This window comes from Psychrobacter proteolyticus, from assembly GCF_039762275.1.
GTDB lineage: Bacteria > Pseudomonadota > Gammaproteobacteria > Pseudomonadales > Moraxellaceae > Psychrobacter > Psychrobacter proteolyticus_C.
In genome coordinates, this window is sequence record NZ_JBDLOB010000010.1 from 26,906 (window position 1) to 46,989 (window position 20,084).

Consider the following 20,084-nt stretch of genomic DNA (forward strand, 5'->3'; position numbering starts at 1 on the left):
AGCATTAATTCGATGATGATAGTTAAATCCAGTAGGGAGAACGAGATCCATGCTAGCCAAAAAACCTAAAGGCGCGACAGAAAAGCGCAAATCAAGTAGCGTATCAGGCTTATTGTGGATGTTTGTTGGGGCCGTATTGACCCTTATGATCGGGGTATTTATCTACCTTTCACCATTATTCAATTTCAGCCCCGCTGATGGTAGTGCTGAGAACGACCCTGATCGCCAAGTACAGCCACGCGTGGATACTGATACCGACAATGGCGATTATGAGTTCTATGATATCTTGCCTAATCAAGAGATGGCAACTATCCCTGATGAAGATATCGCTGACATTGATAATGATCAAATAGGTGATATCGGTGCGTTTGAACCAGACGTCGTTGTGACTCAACCAGATAGCGATGCAGGCAGTATAGAAACGGGCAGTTTCGGTGGTTCGGAAAATGTGACTGTCGAACCTGCTGGTGCTAATAATGTTGGGTCGAGTGAGGATATCGTTGTCGTTGAAGAAGATGCAACCTATGATGGTACGCCGCCTGCTACTAGTAACGCTACAACCCGCAATAATAATGCAGCAGCAGGGACGGCGAGCATCCAAGCTGCCAAACCTGCGGCGACCTACATCTTGCAGATCAATAGCTTTAGTGATGCAGATGAAGCGGATCGTCGCCGTGCGCAAGTACTGATGGCGGGTGTCGATGCTCGCGTGGTCAAAAACACGACGGGTAATGGCTTGCCAATTTATCAAGTCATCTCGCGTCCTTTGAATAACCGTCAAGCAGTAACGACGGCACAGCAGCGCCTACAGAACAATGGTATAGACTCTATTATCGTTGAGCAGCGTCGCTAGATTCAGTCGTTTACAGTTATTGTATTTATTAAAAGAGCGTCGTAATGACGCTTTTTTTATCTCTTTATTTTATCAAAAGCTTTCTAGCTGTTTTACCCTATTAAACGTCCATTAAGAGTATGGTTATGACCGTATCTAACTCAGTAACACCGCAAGCAGGCATTATTAAAGCGTTCTTTCAAAAATACTTTATCGATGCTTTTACTGGTATGGCTTTAGGGCTATTTGTCACGTTGATCGCAGGTCTGATTATCTCGCAAATCGGTGGCTGGTTAGATTTGCCGGCATTGGTCGCGGTCGGAAAGCTTGCCTCGATATTGATGGGTGCTGGTATCGGGGTAGGTATCGCTTACTATCTCAAAGCGCCAACGCTAGTGATGCTCAGCTGCCTTGTGGCAGGTATGCTTGGTGCCCATTCTGAAGCACTAATGGCAGGTACGCTCTTTACGCCGCAAGTGGGTGGGCCCGCAACTTTTGTAGCACTGCCGGGCAATCCAATCGGTGCGTATCTGACTTCTGTATTTGCTTACCGTTCTGGTACTTGGATCGCAGGTAAGACGAAGCTTGATATTTTATTGGTGCCCTTAATTGTATGCGGTATTGCTCTCTTAGTTTGCGCACTGCTCAATCCGCCTATCGTAGCAGGGGTCGCAGCTATCGGCCAGGGTATTCATGCCGCTACTGAATTACAGCCACTGCTAATGGGTATCGTCATCGCTGTAGTGGTTGGTATTTTATTGACTCTTCCAACGTCGAGTGCAGCCATTTGTATTGCCATTGGACTTGGTGGATTGGCGGGCGGGGCAGCAGTGGTAGGCTGTGCCGCGCATATGGTTGGTTTTGCTGTCGCAAGCTTTAAAGACAATGGCGTTAGTGGCGTCATCTCTCAAGGCTTGGGCACCAGTATGCTGCAAATCCCTAATGTGCTCAAAAAGCCTATCGTTCTGCTACCTGCTGTCATTGCTAGCGCTATCGTTGGGCCTATCGCTACTGTTGGTTTTGGATTAGCTTGTACGGCGACAGGTGCGGGTATGGGTACCGCTGGTCTGGTCGGTGTGTTTGGAGTGATTGAGGCGTCACAAGAGATTATGAGCACTGGACAATTATGGACAGCGATTATTCTATTGATGTTTGTATTGCCTGCGGTGATTGCAGGGTTAGTTGCTTATATTATGCGCCGCACGGGCTGGCTGGTCGATGGTGATATGAAATTGCCTTAATCTTTGAAGTATTGAACTGAAATATCATCAACAATCTCAAAATTCAGTCTTATCCTTAATCAATAACGGCAACTATCAAAAAGCCTAGCTACGATTAAAGCTAGGCTTTTTATATATAAATGAATCAATTTCTCATGATGCAAAATATGCTTAGAAAATATTATTCAACTGTCTTTAGCTTCTTATGACGACGTGGTTTTAGTTTGCGGGACAGTTGATGGAAGTCGTTCAGCACTTGGCTATAATGTGAGGGAAATACACGTTGGATGGCATCAATCATCTTGGCATCGTTACCAATCAGGCAGCGCTGTTGGTTGGTCGCTGCTGCCTGTAGGATAATCCAAGCCGCTTCATTGGCATCGAACTTTAAAAACTTATTAAAACTTCTGATGGCTTTGGGCCCGGTACTCATGCCAATATCATGGATGCTCTCATTACCGCGCGCGCTGTTGGCAATATTGGTTTTGATACCGCCCGGATGGATACAAGTCGCTGATACCCCGCAGTTCTGGATATTTAGCTCTTGGCGTAAGCTCTCTGTGAATCCACGTACGGCAAATTTGCTAGAGTTGTAGGCAGACTGCGACGCCTGAGCAGTCAGACCAAAGAGACTTGAGATATTGATGATATGACCATGCTCGCCAAACTGGCTTTGTTTAACGCTGTTTTTGATTAACGGCAAAAACGCCTTAGTGCCGTAAACCACGCCCCAAAAATTAATATTCATTACCCATTCAAGCTCACTAATATTACTGCCTTCGACGGTAGAGTAGAGCGCAACACCTGCATTGTTAAAGATGAAATTTACTTTGCCATGCTCTGCCATTACGTTATCAGCCCATGCTTCCACAGCTGTATTGTCTGATACATCGAGTACGGTCATAGTGACGTTGACATCATAATTGGCAAGTAACTGTTTGGTCGCTGCCAGCTGTTCAGGATTGATATCTGAGAGTGCAATATGACAGCCCATTTTTGCTAAATGAATGGCCAGCTCACGGCCCATACCCGAACCTGCGCCTGTGATAGCAGCGACATGGTTGCGATAGTAGGATGCAACGTCTGAGTCATTTGACGAGGTACGGTTAGAAGAAAACGGTAGATGTTGGCGCAATGAAGTCGCCATAGCGGTCACATGGTTGAGCATAATAAACAATCCTTTGTCTTATTAATCATATGGAATTCGTACGGGCTATATATAGTGGTATATAGAAATAAAGTATAAAGGTCAAAACAGTCTATCTACATTAGCATGGTTTATACTGATGTCTGCTAGCGATTGATAAACGCTGCTGTCATTTCGGGGTAGACATAATGAATGTCGCCAATTTTCAACAGGCAGGTTATCTAATAGGCAAGCTATCTAACAAACAAATTGGTTAAATAATAGGCATAAAAAAAGCGCCTGAGCTAATTTAGCCAGACGCTCTTTAGTAGTCCGTTAATGATAACGGACTATTTATATTAATTATAAATTAAGCAATTTTAGGCACTTTACCTTCATTGATAACGTCCGCATCAACCATTACAGTTTTAGCATTTTCCATAGAAGGTAGCTCATACATGGTCTCAAGCAGAGCGTTCTCTACGATAGAACGTAAACCACGAGCACCTGTCTTACGTTCCATTGCTTTTTTGGCGATGGCATCTAGGGCTTCTTGGGTAAAGCTAATCTCAGCACCTTCCATATCGAACAAGTACTTGTACTGTTTTACCAGTGCGTTCTTAGGTTCGGTCAGGATTTGTACCAAGGCTGCTTCATCTAGCTCTTGCAGTGCCGCAAGTACTGGCAGACGACCGATTAGCTCGGGAATCAGACCAAACTTGATCAAATCTTCTGGCTCGACTTCTTGTAGCAAGTCTGAGCTGCGACGGCTGTCGTCTTTTGAACTGACATCAGCGTTAAAGCCGATACCACCTTTTTCAGTACGTTGCTGAATGACTTTATCAAGTCCAGCAAATGCACCACCAACGATAATTAGAATGTTGCTAGTATCAACTTGGATCAGCTCTTGCTGCGGGTGCTTGCGACCACCGTGCGGCGGGATAGCAGCAACCGTACCTTCGATTAGCTTTAGCAACGCTTGCTGTACGCCTTCACCTGATACATCACGGGTGATAGATGGGTTGTCGCCTTTTTTACTGATTTTATCGATTTCATCAATATAGATGATACCTTGCTCAGCTTTGGCTACATCATAGTCAGAAGCTTGAAGGAGCTTTTGTACGATGTTTTCAACGTCTTCACCAACATAACCAGCTTCAGTTAAGGTTGTGGCATCAGCCATCGCAAAAGGTACATCTAGTAGACGAGCCAAGGTTTGCGCAAGTAGCGTCTTACCAGAACCAGTTGGACCGATTAGCAAGATATTACTCTTAGCCAATTCTACCATTGCATCGTCAGCGCCGATCTTGGCTTTCTTGCTGTCGTTGGCTAGCGTTTGGCTAACTTTTAGGCGTTTATAATGGTTATAGACGGCAACAGCCAATGCTTTTTTGGCGGCGTCCTGACCGATGACGTATTCATCAAGCTTAGCGCGCAGCTCTTTTGGCGTTGGTAGTTTTTTATTGACCCAAGAAGTGTCTACTTCGCTATCGTCATCACCGTGCTCTGCGCTGTCTGCGATTAAGTCAGTACATAGCTCGATACATTCATTACAGATATTGGCATCGTCAGCAGCAATCAGTTGCTGTACATCGCTTTTGGCTTTACCGCAAAACGAACACTGCGGGGTATTATCTTCTGCCATAAAAGGCGCTCCTAAAATTTAAAACTGGTTAGTTTATTTGTAGTATGTCGATTATCGTATTCATTCAATGGTCATACCTTTCAATAGGTCAGGTATGACATTGATAACGGTTTACTGTACGGCAAATAAACTATAAAAGGTCTTATGACTGCACTCTCAATGAAGAGGCATCACGTTAATGCTTAGATTACAAAGACTCAGGGCGACGCTCTAATACTTCGTCAACCAAACCATACTCTTTGGCTTCTTGTGCATCTAACCAATAATCACGCTCAACGTCTTTTTCAATTTTCTCTACTGGCTGACCAGTACGCTCAGCTAAGATACTATTTAGACGTGCACGAGTTTTAAGGATTTCACGAGCATTAATTTCGATATCGGTTGCTTGACCCTGCGCGCCGCCTGAAGGCTGATGAATCATGACACGAGCATTAGCAAGTGAGTAGCGCTTGCCTTTTTGACCAGCAGCCAATAGGAATGAACCCATGCTATAAGCACCGCCCATACAGATAGTAGATACTTCAGGTTTGATGAAGTTCATGGTATCAAAAATAGCCAAGCCAGCGCTTACTGAACCACCTGGTGAATTGATATATAAATGGATATCTTTGTCAGGGTTTTCAGCTTCTAAGAATAGCAACTGGGCGACGATAAGGTTAGCCATGTTGTCTTCGACCTGACCGGTCAAAAAGATAACGCGCTCACGTAATAGGCGTGAAAAAATATCAAACGAGCGTTCACCGCGTGAGGACTGTTCAACCACCATAGGTACTAAAGCCGCTTGTGTGGTCTGTACTTCTTTGTGTGCACTCATTAGCATATCAAAATGCGGGTTGGCAGTGATGCGATCATAATCTGTCATAGAAAAGTCCTATCGATAAATGTATAAAATAAAAATGGATTGAATGTTTTATTGTCTAGTAGTTTTTGACTAATGGGTTGTTTATAAGGGGGCTGCGCTCACTATTCAAGCCTATAAAACGGGTTTGTGCATAAAATAGGTGAAAAAGTGACTCTCCGATATTGCTAGGACTCATTGCTTATATTGAAACTTATACTAAAAATACGTCTAGAAATAGATAAATACTATCTTATCTATTATCAAGTCGTACAGATATTGATAGTATCTGTATCGACAGCGTCTGTATCGATACAAACAGCGTAAATCACGTCTAACCTGACTTTTTAACATAGAATACCTGATTAATAGCCCTATAATCCACCTATCTTACTGACTAAGCCTGCAAATAGTTATGCGTTTAGTATTTTTGCTTATCTACTGTCCTCAGAGGATATTGCGTTAAGAATAACGCTAAAAAATGCACTGTTATGGACAAAATGTACTGTTTTGGTGCAAATATCTGCTAATTTTATAAATGCCTGAAGCTTAAAAAACGTTTAGAAAATAGCTGGAAATATACGGTTATTTTTATCATGTAAGTTAAATAAAAAAAGCGCAGACAAATCAAAGTTTTGAGTCGGTAAGGTTTCTTATTTGGTTATCTGCTATCAAGGGTTGGCACAATGCTTGTATCAATAAAAACATTGACGCTTTGATTTATCATGGTGCGCTAGGCACGATAAATAGTGTAGGCTATATCCCTCCGTTATTATTCTGATATTGCTGTCGCTAGTGAACTGTAGTTAACGATTGGTAATACAGTCTTAACGGATAGCAAATGATAGTTGTCACATAAAATACTGAAACATATTTAATTGGTAAATGAGTATATAAAATGAGCTGGGCCTCTTCTTTAGCATTAAGCTTTGACACTGTTAGCAGTACAAGTACGGCCAAAGAGGGTACGGCTGATAACTCAAAAACGCGGCTTTATCATCGTAGGCATACAGGTGCCTTGATGGTACAGCGTGCTCTGTATCCTGAGCCAAGCGTACAGCAGGGTATTTGTCACATACTGATGTTGTACCCGCCAGCTGGTATCGCAGGCGGCGATACGCTGTCCATAGACCTAAGTTTGGATAGTGGTAGCCACTCTGTTATCACCACACCAGGGGCAGGTAAGTGGTACGGCAAAGATAGTGTCAGCCAAAAACATAAAGCTCCGTTGGGCGACAACGATACTCACCAAAGTATGGGTCAAAATGAAATAGCTGCCTATGCAAGCCAACACGTACAGGCCAAACTCGCAGCACATACCCGTTTAGAATGGCTACCGCAAGAGAGTATCATTTATAACGAAGCCAATATGCATGCAGTGAGCCGCTTCGATTTGAAGGATTCATCTAGCTTACTGACATGGGAGATTAGCGTATTTGGGCGGCAAGCTTACGACGAGCAGTTTTTGCAAGGGCGTTATCATACTGGATTGAATATTTATCGAGAAGGTAAGGTTATCGTTGCTGAGCGAGTGGCACAGGCAGCGCAAAATCGCTGGTTTACCTCAAATTTAGGATTAGCGAACCAGCATATTTATGGATCGTTTTGGGCAGTACCAAGCTTAAGTGATGTCCATGACAATCTTGCACTCTCCGCGTCACAGACTACGCAATCGACCGAAACGGCCCAAGCAACTATCAAGCAATCATTAACTCGCTATCTAGACAATACCGTAGCAGCATTACGACAAGTAATTGCTCAAGCACACCTGCCTGTCTACTGCACTCATAATTGCCAAGCGATCAATATCCGCTATATTGGCTCAGATGTACGTGGTTGTTTTGAAGCGTTTTATCAGCTGAGAGAAGTCTTACGAGATCAATGGTGGCAACTTGAGCCTTGTCGTCCACGTATTTGGGACACCTAATACGGCCACTTTGAATAATGAAATTAAGATATATTGCGACTGTTTTTAATCAATATTTAATGCTTTGAAAACCTCTAATCTGCTATAAATATAATGATAAGTACAACAAGGAATCATCATGCACCTGACCCCAACAGAAAAAGACAAACTCATGCTATTTACCGCTGGTATGGTAGCAGAGCGTCGCAAAAATCGCGGTGTTAAGCTTAACTATCCCGAAGCCATCGCTTATATCAGTATGCTGCTGATGGAAGGCGCACGAGATGGCAAAAGAGTCGCCGAGCTGATGAGTGAGGGTGCTACGTATTTGTCTGCTGATGATGTCATGGAAGGTGTCGCAGAGATGGTAGATGAAGTGCAAATCGAGGCGACTTTTCCTGATGGCACCAAACTGGTCACGGTACATAATCCCATCGTGTAACGCTGTATACCATTGTTATAGCACTAAAATGCACACTATAAAATAAGGCGGCTACCATGCAAGCAGGTGAATACCATATCCAAGATGGCGATGTTATCTTAAACCAAGGGCGACAGGTACAGACCATCAGTGTCAGCAATACTGGCGATAGACCTATCCAAATCGGCTCGCATTATCACTTTTATGAAGTCAATGATGCCTTGAGTTTTGACAGAGAGCAGACTCGAGGTTTTCGTCTCAATATTATCTCTGGGACTGCCGTACGTTTTGAACCTGGGCAATCGCGGGAAGTCGAATTGGTAGCATACGCTGGCAAGCAAGATGTATATGGTTTTGCTGGGCGCGTCATGGGCGCAGCTCATCCAGACGAAGCATCAGAGAGCACTACTGATAAAAAGGCAGCTACTACTTCGCAGAAGCGAATCAGTCGTCGTATTTATGCTGAGCATTTTGGCCCTACAACAGGTGATAAAGTCCGTCTTGCCGATACCGAGCTTTGGCTACAGGTTGAAGCAGACTTAACCAGTCATAAAGATACTGCTGTTGATCAAGCGAGTACGTCACAAAGTGGTGAAAGCAGTAGCAAGCCAATTGAAATCAAAGGTGAAGAAGTTAAATTTGGCGGTGGTAAAGTCATCCGTGATGGCATGGGCCAAGGGCAGCTACTAGGCGCGGAAGTTGCCGATACAGTTATTACTAATGCATTAGTCGTTGACTATACAGGCATCTATAAAGCGGATATCGGTATCAAAGATGGTCGTATCAGTGCCATTGGCAAAGCGGGCAATCCTGATATCCAGCCTGCCATTGATATTCCTATTGGCGGAGCTACCGAGATAATCTCTGGTGAAGGCAAAATTCTGACAGCAGGTGGCGTCGATAGTCATATCCACTTTATCGCGCCCCAGCAATGCGAGACGGCGCTTATGTCAGGGGTTACGACGATGCTAGGCGGCGGCACGGGGCCTGCTCAAGGAACGCTCGCTACTACTTGTACACCGGGGGCGTATCACATTGCCTCGATGCTAAAGTCTACCGATAGTATTCCTATGAATATTGGGCTATTGGGTAAAGGTAATGTGAGTGTACCAGAACCTATTGCTGAACAAATCGAAGCAGGTGCCGTGGGGCTAAAGCTACATGAAGATTGGGGTACAACGCCGCAAGCTATTGATAACTGTTTGAGTGTCGCTGACGACTATGATGTGCAAGTGGCCATTCATACCGATACTTTAAATGAAAGTGGCTATCTTGAAAGTACGCTCTCTGCTTTTAAAGACCGCTGTATCCATACTTTTCATACTGAAGGGGCAGGTGGTGGACATGCGCCCGATATTCTAAAGGCTATTGGCGAATCGCATGTGCTGCCATCCTCAACCAACCCAACTCGCCCTTATACCGTCAATACCATTGATGAGCATCTCGATATGCTAATGGTTTGTCATCACCTGAGTCCTGCTATTGCTGAAGATGTGGCTTTTGCTGAAAGCCGTATTCGTCAGGAAACCATCGCCGCAGAAGATATCTTGCATGATTTGGGTGCTATCTCGATGATGAGTAGTGACTCACAAGCCATGGGGCGAGTGGGTGAAGTAGTAATTCGTACTTGGCAAACCGCGCACAAAATGAAAGTTCAACGTGGCCATCTAGCGCCAGATGCAACGGCGAACATTGAAGATGAGCAACAGTACATCACTTTGACAGACTATGACCAAAGCGCGGACAACGACAACTTCCGTATCAAGCGCTATATCGCAAAATATACAATAAACCCTGCGATTACTCACGGTATTAGCGATATGGTCGGCTCAATCGAAGTGGGTAAATGGGCAGATATGGTGCTATGGTCGCCCAAGTTTTTTGGGGTAAAACCTGAGTGCATCATCAAAGGTGGACTCATTGCTGCGGTACCGATGGGCGATATTAATGCCTCTATTCCTACTCCTCAGCCTGTGCATTATCGTCCTATGTTTGCGACATATCCAAAATCGGTTGCCCAAACCAGCATTACCTTTATGTCGCAAGCGGCGATCGACAAACAGGTGGATAAACAGCTCGGGTTGACCAAAGTCATTCAGCCAGTACATGGCATCCGTAAAATTCGTAAAAGCGATATGCGCTTTAACAGCTACTGCCCAGATATGGACATCAACCCTGAGACTTATGAAGTACGCGCTGATGGTAAGACACTCACCTGTGAGCCAGCTGATGTATTACCCATGGCACAGCGTTACTTTTTATTTTAGAGCTTATGATGCACGTTTATAGGGTCTCTAGGACAGTGAGCCATAAACCCTGTATGCCAATGAACAGTTGGTTTCTTGAGTGAGATCGTATCTTTATTCCCAACATTTTTACCATCAATACTATTGACCAATAGTTTGAGCAACAACAGCCAGAGAATAATAATGAAAATATTTAATACCCGTCTAAGTACGCCTAGCGATGTCCAAAAAACACAATTGGCAGAACAGTATAAAGCCGACGATTACCTGCTATTGGATTTTGATACTCGTCAGCATTCCCGCTTTAGAGCCATTACTGTCTCAGGTGAGGCAGTTGGTGTTGACCTGCCTCGTACAGGCGTATTGAAAGGCGATGATGTCCTTATCAATGAATCAGGGGAGTTGATGCAAGTTATCGCCAAGCCGCAAGCCGTGACTAAGGTGACTGCTGACAATGACTTTCTACTAATGAAAGGCGCTTATCATTTGGGCAATCGTCATGTGCCATTGATGTTTGACCACAGTTTTGATCAGGGTGATGGAGGCTATGCGCTATATTTTGAAAACGATCATGTGCTGGCACAAATGTTAGAAAATCTTGGTCTGCATATCGAGTCTACGTCAGTGCCATTTGAGCCTGAAACCGGTGCTTATCAAACGGGCCAAGGGCATGCGCATGGCCACTCTCACTCCCATGCACATTCGCATAGTGACTCTCATAGTCATAAGGAAAGCCATGACCATAGCCATGATGAAAGCCACAGCCACGGACATAGCCATAGTCATCATGATGCGCTTGTAGGTCGTTCGAATGATGGTTGATACCAGTGCTCAGCCTGCTCAATCTGCCCAACTTGGACAGCTACTGATGCTGGCATCGAGCAATTTGCCGATTGGTAGCTATACCTATTCGCAAGGTGTGGAGTCAGCGATTGAGTCAGGAGTTGTATCTGATGAAGCCAGTACGCTTACATTTATGCAGGACTATCTAGCGCTTGCAGTTATTGGCTACGAGCTGCCCGTATTAGGGCTAATAATGTGCGCGCTCAGCCAAGGTCATGAAGCGCTAGCGGCAAATCTAGCACACGATTATCACGCTGGTCTCGAGAGTAAGGAGTTTGTACTGGAGTCGCAACAGCTGGCACAGGCAATGGTGTCTTGGCTCAACGAAGTGCTGAGTCTTGGCATACCTTCTGAGATACCTGAAGATGGCTTTTTGCCGCTATTTGCTCATATTGCTCAGCATTGGCAGCTGCCATTAGCGCAGTCAATGACTACCTATGGATTTGCGCAATTAGAGAACATGGTGCTCGCCGCTGTGAAGACAGTACCGCTAGGACAAATGGCAGGTCAGCGTATCCTGTGGCAATTGCAAAGCGATCTGGGTGCTCAGGTTGATGCTCTAAGTGACGATGTGCAGCATGCCTTTGATGCTTTAATTACATCGATAAATACGTCCAATACTTTAGATAATAGTGAAGAGTCGTACTGTCAGCAGCTATGCCAAGACCTCTATGAATCGCTTAATATCTCTAATAACTTGCCCAATTTGGCTATCCTCTCAAGTATGCACGAGGAGCAATACAGTCGGTTGTTCCGCTCATAACTATACCTTTATTTCTATTTATACTTATTAATATATAAACTGTTTTAGGAAATTAATATGTCTCTAACTCCGCTCAAATCAAAAAACTCTCACGCTGCATCAGACGTGCAGACTGATAGCGACAGCCAGAAACCATCTTCTGCCTTATCGTGTTTACGCCTTGGAATTGGCGGGCCAGTTGGTAGTGGTAAAACTGCTTTGACATTAAGACTATGCCAAAACCTGCGTGATACGGTCAATATGGCAGTGGTGACCAATGACATCTATACCAAAGAAGATTCAGAGTTTTTAACCCGCAATGATGCCATGCCTGCTGAGCGTATCCGCGGTGTAGAGACGGGCGGCTGTCCGCATACAGCTATCCGCGAAGATGCTTCTATTAATCTGACTGCGATTGCTGAACTACAAGCGACTTTTGAAGGTTTGGAGTTGATTATTATTGAGTCAGGTGGCGACAATCTAGCCGCGACATTTAGCCCAGAGTTGTCTGATTTGACCTTGTACGTCATCGATGTCTCTGCAGGCGATAAGATACCTCGTAAAGGTGGCCCTGGCATCACCAAGTCTGATTTGTTGATTATCAATAAGACCGACCTTGCACCAATGGTTGGTGCTTCGCTGGAAGTGATGGAACGCGATGCCAAAAAAATGCGTGGCGACAAACCTTTTGTATTTAGCAATATGAAAACAGGCGATGGGTTAAATGAGATTATCGCCTTTATTAAAGAACATGGCATGCTTGCCTAAAGAGCAGATGAGCTTTTACCATTAAAATATAAAGAATAAGGAAAACCCGCATGACACAGTATACAAAAGGTCTTCATATCGAAAACTCTCGCTTCTCACAAGTGCTCTCAGCTCGTCATATCGTGTCTGGTTCGGCTGTGATGATGACATCGCTAATGCTGCCGTCATTGGCGCAGGCGCATTCAGGTCATATTCACTCCACTACCACGCAAGCACCGTCGTTTTTAGGTACGTTGCAAGCAGGACTGATGCATCCAGTCACTGGCCTTGATCATCTGTTTTTGGCAGTAGGCATGGGCATGTTGTTTTATGGTCTACAAAAGCAGCGCTTAGGCATGATGTCATTGACGGCAGGGTTGTCATTAGGTGCGATATTGGGCACGGCTGGCGTGCTGATTGGCGGTATCGCATTTGCTGCATCATCTGGGCTGATTGAAGTGGCGATATCACTGTCGGTGGTTGTATTGGCTATGGTCTTGATGAGCCAGAAAAGCAGACAAGAAGCATTCTCTGCGCAGACTCATACAGCACGCACGCCAAGCATTCAGCAGGTGTCATTGTTTGGTTTTGGTGGTTTGGCTGTCTTTCATGGCATGGCACATGCGCTGGAAGTACCAGCAAATGCTGGCGTGAGTGGTCAGCTGGGATTTTATGCAGGGATGATGGTCACGATGCTAGCACTATATGCAGTTGGTACGCTGGTTAGTCAGCAGTTGCAGCAACGCTTTAGTGATAGCTTATGGTTACAGCGCGGGCTAGTGTTGCTAGGATTGAGCGCCGTATTTGCGCCTGTTTTGGTGTAAGGCGCGCTTTATAGTACGAGTACGATGTTTATAGATTCGATGTTTGTAAAGTTGATAGTTGTGACTGATTTTATCTAGTTAACGAACGCCATAAAAAATGCGCCCCCGATCAAAAGGTCGGGGGCGCATTTTAGTTTTGATAACTGACTACAGCATATCTAAAAAGACAGCTTGTCGTATCAATTACATTGCTTGCTGCTGTTGTTGCTGAGCCGCTAGCAAGTCTTGGTAGCTAACTTCTTTGTCAGTTACTTTACCTTGAGCGATCAAGTAATCTACTACTTGGTCTTCTAGTACAACAGACTCAATGTTAGCGCGCTGCTGCTTGTCATTGGTGTAGTACTCGATAACTTCTGCTGGATCTTCGTAGTTTTCAGCGGCTTCTTTGATGAAGGTTTCAACACGCTCTTGATCTACTTCTAAGCCTTTAGTATCGATAACACGGGCAACGATGATGCCAAGACGGGCAGCACGTAGCGCTTGCTCTTCAAATAGCTCATTTGGCAGCATGTCTTTATCGAAGCTATCAGCATTGGCACCGAACTGCTGAGAGAAACGTTGCATCATCATGTTGCGTTGACGCTCGATTTCTTGCTCTAGCATCGCGTTTGGTACGTCAAACTCGTTCTTTTCTAGCAATGCGTCAAAAGTCGCTTGCTTAACTTGGCTACGCGCAGCGTTTTTGATTTCGCGTTCCATGTTTTTGCGTACGTCTTCTTTCAACTTCTCAACGCCGCCTTCTTTCACGCCGAATAGCTCTAGGAACGCATCATCAATTTCAGGTAGCTTAGACTTTTCAACCAATTTTACGTTGATTTTGAACTGAGCTTCTTTACCAGCTAGGTTCTCAGCTTGGTAATCTTCTGGGAAAGTTACGTCAATTACTTTTTCTTCGCCAGCTTTCATGCCTTTGATACCAGCTTCAAAACCTGGAATCATTTGGTTGCTACCGATAACTAGTTTAAAGTCTTCAGCAGAGCCGCCTTCGAATTTTTCGCCGTCGATAGAGCCTTCAAAGTCAAAAGTCACTTGGTTGTCTTTCGCAGCCATGCCCTTTTTCTCAACGAATTCTTCACGTTGCTTTTGTAGGTTTTCGATCATGGTGTCAACGTCTTCTTCACTGACTTGTGCAGTGTGACGCTCAACTTCGATCTCATCAATACCTTGTACGTCAACTTCTGGGAAGATTTCAACAGTGGCTTGATATACCAAGAAATCGTCTTCAAGTTTTACGTCGTCGATGTTAGGCATGCCAACAGCGCGGATGTCTTCAGATTTGATCGCTTCAAATACAGTATCACGGATGACATCGTTGATAACTTCTTGTTGAATGCCAGCACCGTACTGAGAGCGGATGTGTGACATAGGGACGTTACCTTTACGGAAACCGTCAATCTTGGCAGTTTTCGCAACTTGGCGAATACGGCCTTCAACTTTGTTTTGAATTTTTTCAACGGGCACTTTAACCGTTAGCTGGGTTTCTTTATTAGATAGCTTGTTGGTTGTGACTTGTAAATCTGTAGCCATGTTAATTACACCTTTAGGATTAAGTAGTACGTTTGATTAATGAAATAGTACTTAGGGTTAAATTGTAATAGACAGACCGCGCCTCAAATTACGGGCATGTACGACGGGCTGTCGTTGAAATAAATAGGGGATAGTGATAGCGCACAACGTCAAATTCAGTGCCAGTAGCAATCGCCGCTGATACTAAAAGGTGAACCTTCTGAGGTTGTCCATGCTATCAAATATCGATAATAAACCGTTAATGCACCGCATAATAACGCTTTTTGGTGAATTATACAGCCAAATAACGGATTTCAACAAAATTTTAAAAGTAGAACAGTATAATCTATCTGTTTATTAAAGTAAAAATTATCTCTTTGATGGCATGTTTCCTTATGTTGCTTGCTCTTGTATGGCTTAATTTTATATAAAGATTTGACCATGTTCATAATCAATAAATAAGATAACGGATAAAAAACAGCGATAAGGTTGTAAACGTATTATGAGTATCAAGTGCACTTGTAGATAGTTATAAATAGAACAGCTATAAGGTACTTATAAAGCCAGCTGTGCCAATAACTGCTGAATCGCCTGACCACGATGACTGATGCTGTTTTTATCCGCAGCGCTCAGACTGGCCGCGCTAGCTTGCAACTCAGGTAACCAAAACAATGGATCATAGCCAAAACCGCCGTCACCATGCAGCGTATCCAAAATTTCACCATGCCATAATCCTTGAGCGATAATCGGTAGCGGGTCATCGGCATGACGTACCATTGCCAGTACGCAAACGAACAACCCTTTAATAGGAGTATCCGGCTCTGCTGCGCGAATAGGCTGCAAGTCAGCGATGAGCTTGGCGTTGTTTTTACTATCGTTACCGTGCTCGCCAGCATAGCGCGCCGAGTAGATGCCGGGTGCGTTACCTAATATAGGTACACAGAGTCCTGAGTCATCAGCAATAGCAGGCAGTCCGCTGATACGGCTGGCATGGCGCGCTTTGATAATGGCATTTTCGACAAAGCTCAACCCATCTTCTATCGCATCGTCGATATCGAGCTGACCTTGCGGGACAATCATCACGTCCAAATTCGCTTCGGCAAATAGCCGTTTAAACTCAGCCAATTTGCCTTTATTGTTGCTAGCCAGTACCCATTGGTTAGCTGTTGTCGGATGGGTAGCAGTTAACGAGGTATCAGTGGTGCTCATAGAGTTATTCCGTAATATAAAGATGATGAAAAGCTGTTGTTCGAGTAGGTTTTATTTACCTTCTGTAGCGTTAATCGGTAAATTATTTGTCGATTGAAGCAGTTATACTAACAATGATAACGCATGAGTTTAGAGTGAATGCAGTTACCGCGTAATAAATAACCAATCGCTATACAGATTGTACGGGCTATAACATTTGGTAACTGATATTATTGGTCACTATTGCTATAATAGATACCAAGCTACAATGAATTATATCTTATAGCTTGTGAATATTAAGTTAATAAAAGTCTATAAAGTCAGAGACTTGGCTTTTTGGCGAAGAATAATAGCAATAAGTAACCGCTAGGTTAATTTTGGATTCATAATGATACGTGATATTGTATTGAGCAGTACCGTGTATCAAGCGATAAAGTTCATTTCAAACAATAAACTCAGCCAATTTAGTCCGCTATTTTATAGTGTTTTTTGCGGTGTAAAAATAGCGTAAAATTCAGTTTCTATAAGCAAGTTTTTATAAACTAACGGCTAAACAGCAAGGATAAAATAATTATGTCAAACATTACTTTACCAGACCTACCATATGCAAAAGACGCACTAGAGCCACATATCAGTGCCGAAACGCTAGAGTATCATCATGACAAGCATCATGCTGCTTATGTAAATAAGTTGAAAGAATTGCTACCAGGTTCTGGTCTAGAAGATAAAACATTGCCTGAAATCATTAAGGCAGCGTCTGAAAGTGAAAGTACTCAAAACTTGTTCAACCAAGCAGCTCAAGTATGGAACCACACGTTCTACTGGAACTGCATGACGCCAACAAACGGCGGCGGCGAACCTACTGGCGATCTAAAAGCAAAAATCGAAGAAGATTTCGGTAGCTATGACAAATTCCGTGAAGAGTTCAAAAACGCAGCATTGACTCAGTTTGGTTCAGGTTGGGCATGGCTAGTTGCTGATAAAGTCGGTGGCAAATTGTCAATCGCCAAAACTGCTAACGCTGATACTCCACTTGCACATGACCAAGTAGCTGTATTGACTTGTGATGTATGGGAACACGCGTACTATGTAGATTACCGCAACCGTCGTCCTGACTATGTTGACACGTTCCTAGACAAGCTAGTGAACTGGGACTACGCAAACGCAAAATATAAAGGTCAAGACGCTGGCGTTGAAGAGTAATTTTTAACAGCTAAGTATTTGATTGAAAAAAGGACACCGCGAGGTGTCCTTTTTTTTATGTGTTAGCTTTCTATATAGCTCTCTATTTTGATATCTGATCAAAACATATTTTTGATAGAGTAGTGCCATTATGTTATTAGGCGATACCGCCGTTTGCGCCGATATTTTGTCCAGTAACCCAAGCGGCTTCTTCACTGACCAAAAATGCTACCACACGAGCGATATCAACTGGTTCACCGATACGGTTAAACGGTGACATGCTAGCAAGTCTCTCTACCATGTCATCCGATTTACCTTGATGAAATAGTTCAGTGTCAGTAGGGCCGGGAGATACTGCATTGACCGTGATGTTGCGCGCGCCAACTTCTTTAGCAAATATACGGGTTAGCTGATCGACCGCGCCTTTGGTCGCACAGTAAGTGCCGTAACTTGGTAGCAGCATGCGAGTGGTCGTACTTGAGAGGTTTACAACACGGCCACCGTCATTGAGTTTAGTCGCGGCTTCACGCAATGTGTTGAACGTGCCTTTTACATTAATAGCAAATATACGATCAAAGTCTTCGTCGGTGGTCTCGGCAATGGGTTTATTAATCATTATACCTGCGCTATTGACCAAAATATCTGGCTTACCAAACGCGCTGATAGTGGCATCAAACATTGCTTCGACTTGTTTGGTATTGCTAACATCAGCTTGAACGGCAATGGCTTCACCGCCTGCTGATTTAATCTGGCTTACGATATCATTCGCTGCTGAATCATCATTTGCATAATTAATGACGGTTTTAGCCCCTGATTCTGCAAGTGATAAGGCTATCTGTGCGCCGATACCTTTTGATGAACCGGTTACAATCGCGACTTTATTTTTTAGTGTTGTCATCGATACTTTCTCCAATAGTATAAGTGAATATCAGCACGCGCATATGGCGTTTTGACTGATGTCTCTTGATTAGTAGGATATAAGTTAACAGTGTGCAAAACGAATAAGTAGAGCGATTCTGTATTCTAAATTTAAGGTAAGTTTATTAATTGTGTCTGTACGGATGTAAAGCATAGAGGTAAAGAGGTTAGCGTTGAAAGGGAGTTTTTAGCTATTGGGGGTTTGGATAAGAAAAGGACACGGTGAGGTGTCCTTTTTTGGTTAGTATTTAAAACAATTCATTTCTGCTTATCTCTTTGTTTAATATGCTCTTGCGTCTCTAAAGGAATTAAGTCTGCATATAGTTTTTCTAGTTCTTTTGGTTTAGTTATCAGCTCATCAGCAATAAAATTTAAAATACTGAACAACTTCTGAGCAATTTCAGCATTATCATCTAAATTTATTTGACCAGGATGAACAGCGTTATTCCCTATGACTCTTAACAAATCTAAAGCTTGCTGTATTGTAGGACTTAAGCCTTCTGATACCAGTTCTTTTATATCGTCGTTGATTTTCTTTCCATCTTTCCCTATTTGCTTTAACAGCATTTGTAGAGCTAAACGCAAAAGGGCAGTTGCTCCTTTCGGTGAATCAATCAAAATATTAGAAGCTTCAAGGTATAGATTCTTAATATCTTCATCTAAGTCTTCGTTAGGAGGTGGAACTGTGGTTTTCTTCGGATAAACAATTTCCTCGTTCACCCACAATGTAAAATTATTACATGATGCGCAAGTTGCAATTGAGAAGCCTCTAGGTACGAACTTATAAAGACTGGATTGCAAAGGATTTTTAATACCTCTTAGAAAAACTAAAATTGCTTCTTGAGTATAATCGCGTACTTGATTTCTATAATCTAGATAGAGATTATTGATAATTCCGTTAGCTGTGCTACCTGCTTTATGCGCGTCAAACCATTTTTGAGTAGCAACAGTATTACAGTGTGGGCACTGAAACTTAATACTTTCATACCTAGGTAACATTGGTTATTCCTTGTGTTATTTATATAGGAAATCATACTCTGAGAGAAAATCATAACTTGATCACAAAACCTCAAACCCAAACTTACTCAACGCTTCTCGCAGCATCGCAATATTATAGTAAGCGTGTGCATTTACAGTGTTTTGAAAGAAGATATATAGCGTATCAAAGTGCTGACGCTGATTGGCAATCGCTTGCGCCCAGTCTTGCATCTCAGCTTCGCTATAGCGATAATCATGGCGATCAGCTGCGCTCATCGCATCCCACCAGCCCGTATTATTGCCGTGCATACGTAGATAGCCAGTGCGCTCAGTGAATATCAATCGTGATGGCGGCAGTCCGCTAACCTTGGGATAATCGACGCTACACCAAATGAGACCTTGCTGCCGAAAGCTATCAACCACTTGCGGTGTGTGCCAGCCATTATGACGAAACTCAATAGCGAGTGGATAGTCTTGAAACCAACTGACAAGATTGGCCAGATAGAGTCGATGTGCGCGGGTACGATCAAAACCATGCGGAAACTGTAATAGTAAAGGCGCTAAAGCATTTGCTTCGATAAGCGGAGATAAGGCGTTTAGAAATGCTTGTGCGTGTTCGGCAGTGCCTTTGCGTGCATGAGTAAAGTCTTGATGCAGTTTGACAGCGAACTTCAACTGACTGTCCGCTTGTACATAAGCTTTATCAACCATCCCAGCAAACGCTTTCTGTCCGATGGGCGCATAAAATGTACTATTGATTTCGACTGCGCCATATTGCTTGGCATATTCACGTAAGAAGTCGGTTTTTTTGGTGCCAGTGGGATACAGCGTACCGAGCAAGTCGGTATCGCTATAGCCGCCAGTGCCAAGATAAATTCGCGGGGTAGAGGAACTATCCATGTTGACCACTCACTGCCGTTTT

General features: G+C 43.6%; 18 protein-coding genes. 10 read left to right on the plus strand and 8 right to left on the minus strand.

Annotated features, from left to right (window positions below):
- The first annotated feature begins 49 nt into the window (after positions 1 to 49).
- Positions 50 to 853, plus strand: coding sequence for an SPOR domain-containing protein (locus ABFV72_RS12715; RefSeq protein WP_347164037.1), 804 nt, complete (start codon positions 50 to 52; stop codon positions 851 to 853).
- 125 nt (positions 854 to 978) lie between these two features.
- Complete coding sequence (locus ABFV72_RS12720; RefSeq protein WP_347164038.1) at positions 979 to 2,073, plus strand: PTS transporter subunit IIC; 1,095 nt, start codon at positions 979 to 981, stop codon at positions 2,071 to 2,073.
- Between the two features lie 160 nt (positions 2,074 to 2,233).
- On the opposite strand, the gene ABFV72_RS12725 is transcribed toward ABFV72_RS12720, so the two are convergent.
- The 3 genes from ABFV72_RS12725 to clpP all read right to left on the minus strand — a co-directional run bounded on the left by ABFV72_RS12725 (position 2,234) and on the right by clpP (position 5,637).
- Positions 2,234 to 3,220 (minus strand): SDR family NAD(P)-dependent oxidoreductase, encoded by a 987-nt coding sequence (locus ABFV72_RS12725; RefSeq protein ID WP_347164039.1) that lies wholly within the window; start codon positions 3,218 to 3,220, stop codon positions 2,234 to 2,236.
- A gap of 328 nt (positions 3,221 to 3,548) precedes the next feature.
- Positions 3,549 to 4,823 carry an ATP-dependent protease ATP-binding subunit ClpX gene (gene clpX, locus ABFV72_RS12730; protein ID WP_057761822.1) on the minus strand — a complete coding sequence of 425 codons (1,275 nt, stop codon included), beginning with the start codon at positions 4,821 to 4,823 and terminating at the stop codon, positions 3,549 to 3,551.
- Between the two features lie 187 nt (positions 4,824 to 5,010).
- Entirely contained in the window at positions 5,011 to 5,637 is a 627-nt protein-coding gene (gene clpP, locus ABFV72_RS12735; protein ID WP_197411852.1) for an ATP-dependent Clp endopeptidase proteolytic subunit ClpP, read from the minus strand.
- Between the two features lie 922 nt (positions 5,638 to 6,559).
- Between clpP and ABFV72_RS12740 the strand changes: the two genes are divergently transcribed.
- The 7 genes from ABFV72_RS12740 (at position 6,560) to ABFV72_RS12770 (ending at position 13,390) form a co-directional block, all read left to right on the plus strand.
- On the plus strand, positions 6,560 to 7,588 hold the full coding sequence (locus tag ABFV72_RS12740; RefSeq protein WP_347164040.1) for an urease accessory protein UreD: 1,029 nt from the start codon (positions 6,560 to 6,562) through the stop codon (positions 7,586 to 7,588).
- A gap of 118 nt (positions 7,589 to 7,706) precedes the next feature.
- Positions 7,707 to 8,009, plus strand: coding sequence for an urease subunit gamma (gene ureA, locus ABFV72_RS12745; RefSeq protein WP_057761815.1), 303 nt, complete (start codon positions 7,707 to 7,709; stop codon positions 8,007 to 8,009).
- A gap of 56 nt (positions 8,010 to 8,065) precedes the next feature.
- The gene (gene ureC / locus ABFV72_RS12750) at positions 8,066 to 10,255 is read left to right on the plus strand and encodes an urease subunit alpha (protein ID WP_347164042.1); all 2,190 of its coding nucleotides are present in this window, start codon (positions 8,066 to 8,068) and stop codon (positions 10,253 to 10,255) included.
- 162 nt (positions 10,256 to 10,417) lie between these two features.
- Positions 10,418 to 11,056: an urease accessory protein UreE gene (gene ureE, locus ABFV72_RS12755; RefSeq protein ID WP_347164044.1), complete on the plus strand. Its 639-nt coding sequence runs from the start codon at positions 10,418 to 10,420 to the stop codon at positions 11,054 to 11,056.
- Complete coding sequence (locus tag ABFV72_RS12760) at positions 11,046 to 11,840, plus strand: urease accessory protein UreF (RefSeq protein ID WP_347164045.1); 795 nt, start codon at positions 11,046 to 11,048, stop codon at positions 11,838 to 11,840. Before ureE ends, ABFV72_RS12760 begins: the two co-directional genes overlap by 11 nt.
- A 57-nt stretch (positions 11,841 to 11,897) precedes the next feature.
- On the plus strand, positions 11,898 to 12,587 hold the full coding sequence (gene ureG, locus ABFV72_RS12765; RefSeq protein WP_347164046.1) for an urease accessory protein UreG: 690 nt from the start codon (positions 11,898 to 11,900) through the stop codon (positions 12,585 to 12,587).
- A 50-nt stretch (positions 12,588 to 12,637) separates the two neighbouring features.
- A complete protein-coding gene (locus tag ABFV72_RS12770) occupies positions 12,638 to 13,390 on the plus strand; it encodes a HupE/UreJ family protein (RefSeq protein WP_347164048.1) in 753 nt (250 codons plus the stop codon).
- Positions 13,391 to 13,573: 183 nt separating this feature from the next.
- Here the strand turns inward: ABFV72_RS12770 and tig are convergent, their stop codons facing one another.
- Positions 13,574 to 14,917 (minus strand): trigger factor, encoded by a 1,344-nt coding sequence (gene tig / locus ABFV72_RS12775; protein ID WP_201549268.1) that lies wholly within the window; start codon positions 14,915 to 14,917, stop codon positions 13,574 to 13,576.
- Positions 14,918 to 15,451: 534 nt separating this feature from the next.
- Positions 15,452 to 16,105, minus strand: coding sequence for an RdgB/HAM1 family non-canonical purine NTP pyrophosphatase (gene rdgB, locus ABFV72_RS12780; RefSeq protein ID WP_347164050.1), 654 nt, complete (start codon positions 16,103 to 16,105; stop codon positions 15,452 to 15,454).
- Between the two features lie 552 nt (positions 16,106 to 16,657).
- On the opposite strand from rdgB, the gene ABFV72_RS12785 reads away from it, so the two are divergent.
- Positions 16,658 to 17,287, plus strand: coding sequence for a superoxide dismutase (locus ABFV72_RS12785; protein WP_238039025.1), 630 nt, complete (start codon positions 16,658 to 16,660; stop codon positions 17,285 to 17,287).
- Between the two features lie 136 nt (positions 17,288 to 17,423).
- Here ABFV72_RS12785 and ABFV72_RS12790 read toward each other — a convergent pair whose 3' ends face one another.
- The 3 genes from ABFV72_RS12790 to ABFV72_RS12800 all read right to left on the minus strand — a co-directional run bounded on the left by ABFV72_RS12790 (position 17,424) and on the right by ABFV72_RS12800 (position 20,062).
- Positions 17,424 to 18,164: an SDR family oxidoreductase gene (locus tag ABFV72_RS12790; protein WP_347164051.1), complete on the minus strand. Its 741-nt coding sequence runs from the start codon at positions 18,162 to 18,164 to the stop codon at positions 17,424 to 17,426.
- 278 nt (positions 18,165 to 18,442) lie between these two features.
- Positions 18,443 to 19,183, minus strand: coding sequence for a DUF4145 domain-containing protein (locus ABFV72_RS12795; protein ID WP_201569556.1), 741 nt, complete (start codon positions 19,181 to 19,183; stop codon positions 18,443 to 18,445).
- A 60-nt stretch (positions 19,184 to 19,243) separates the two neighbouring features.
- Positions 19,244 to 20,062: a DUF72 domain-containing protein gene (locus ABFV72_RS12800; protein ID WP_347164053.1), complete on the minus strand. Its 819-nt coding sequence runs from the start codon at positions 20,060 to 20,062 to the stop codon at positions 19,244 to 19,246.
- Positions 20,063 to 20,084: the final 22 nt, after the last annotated feature.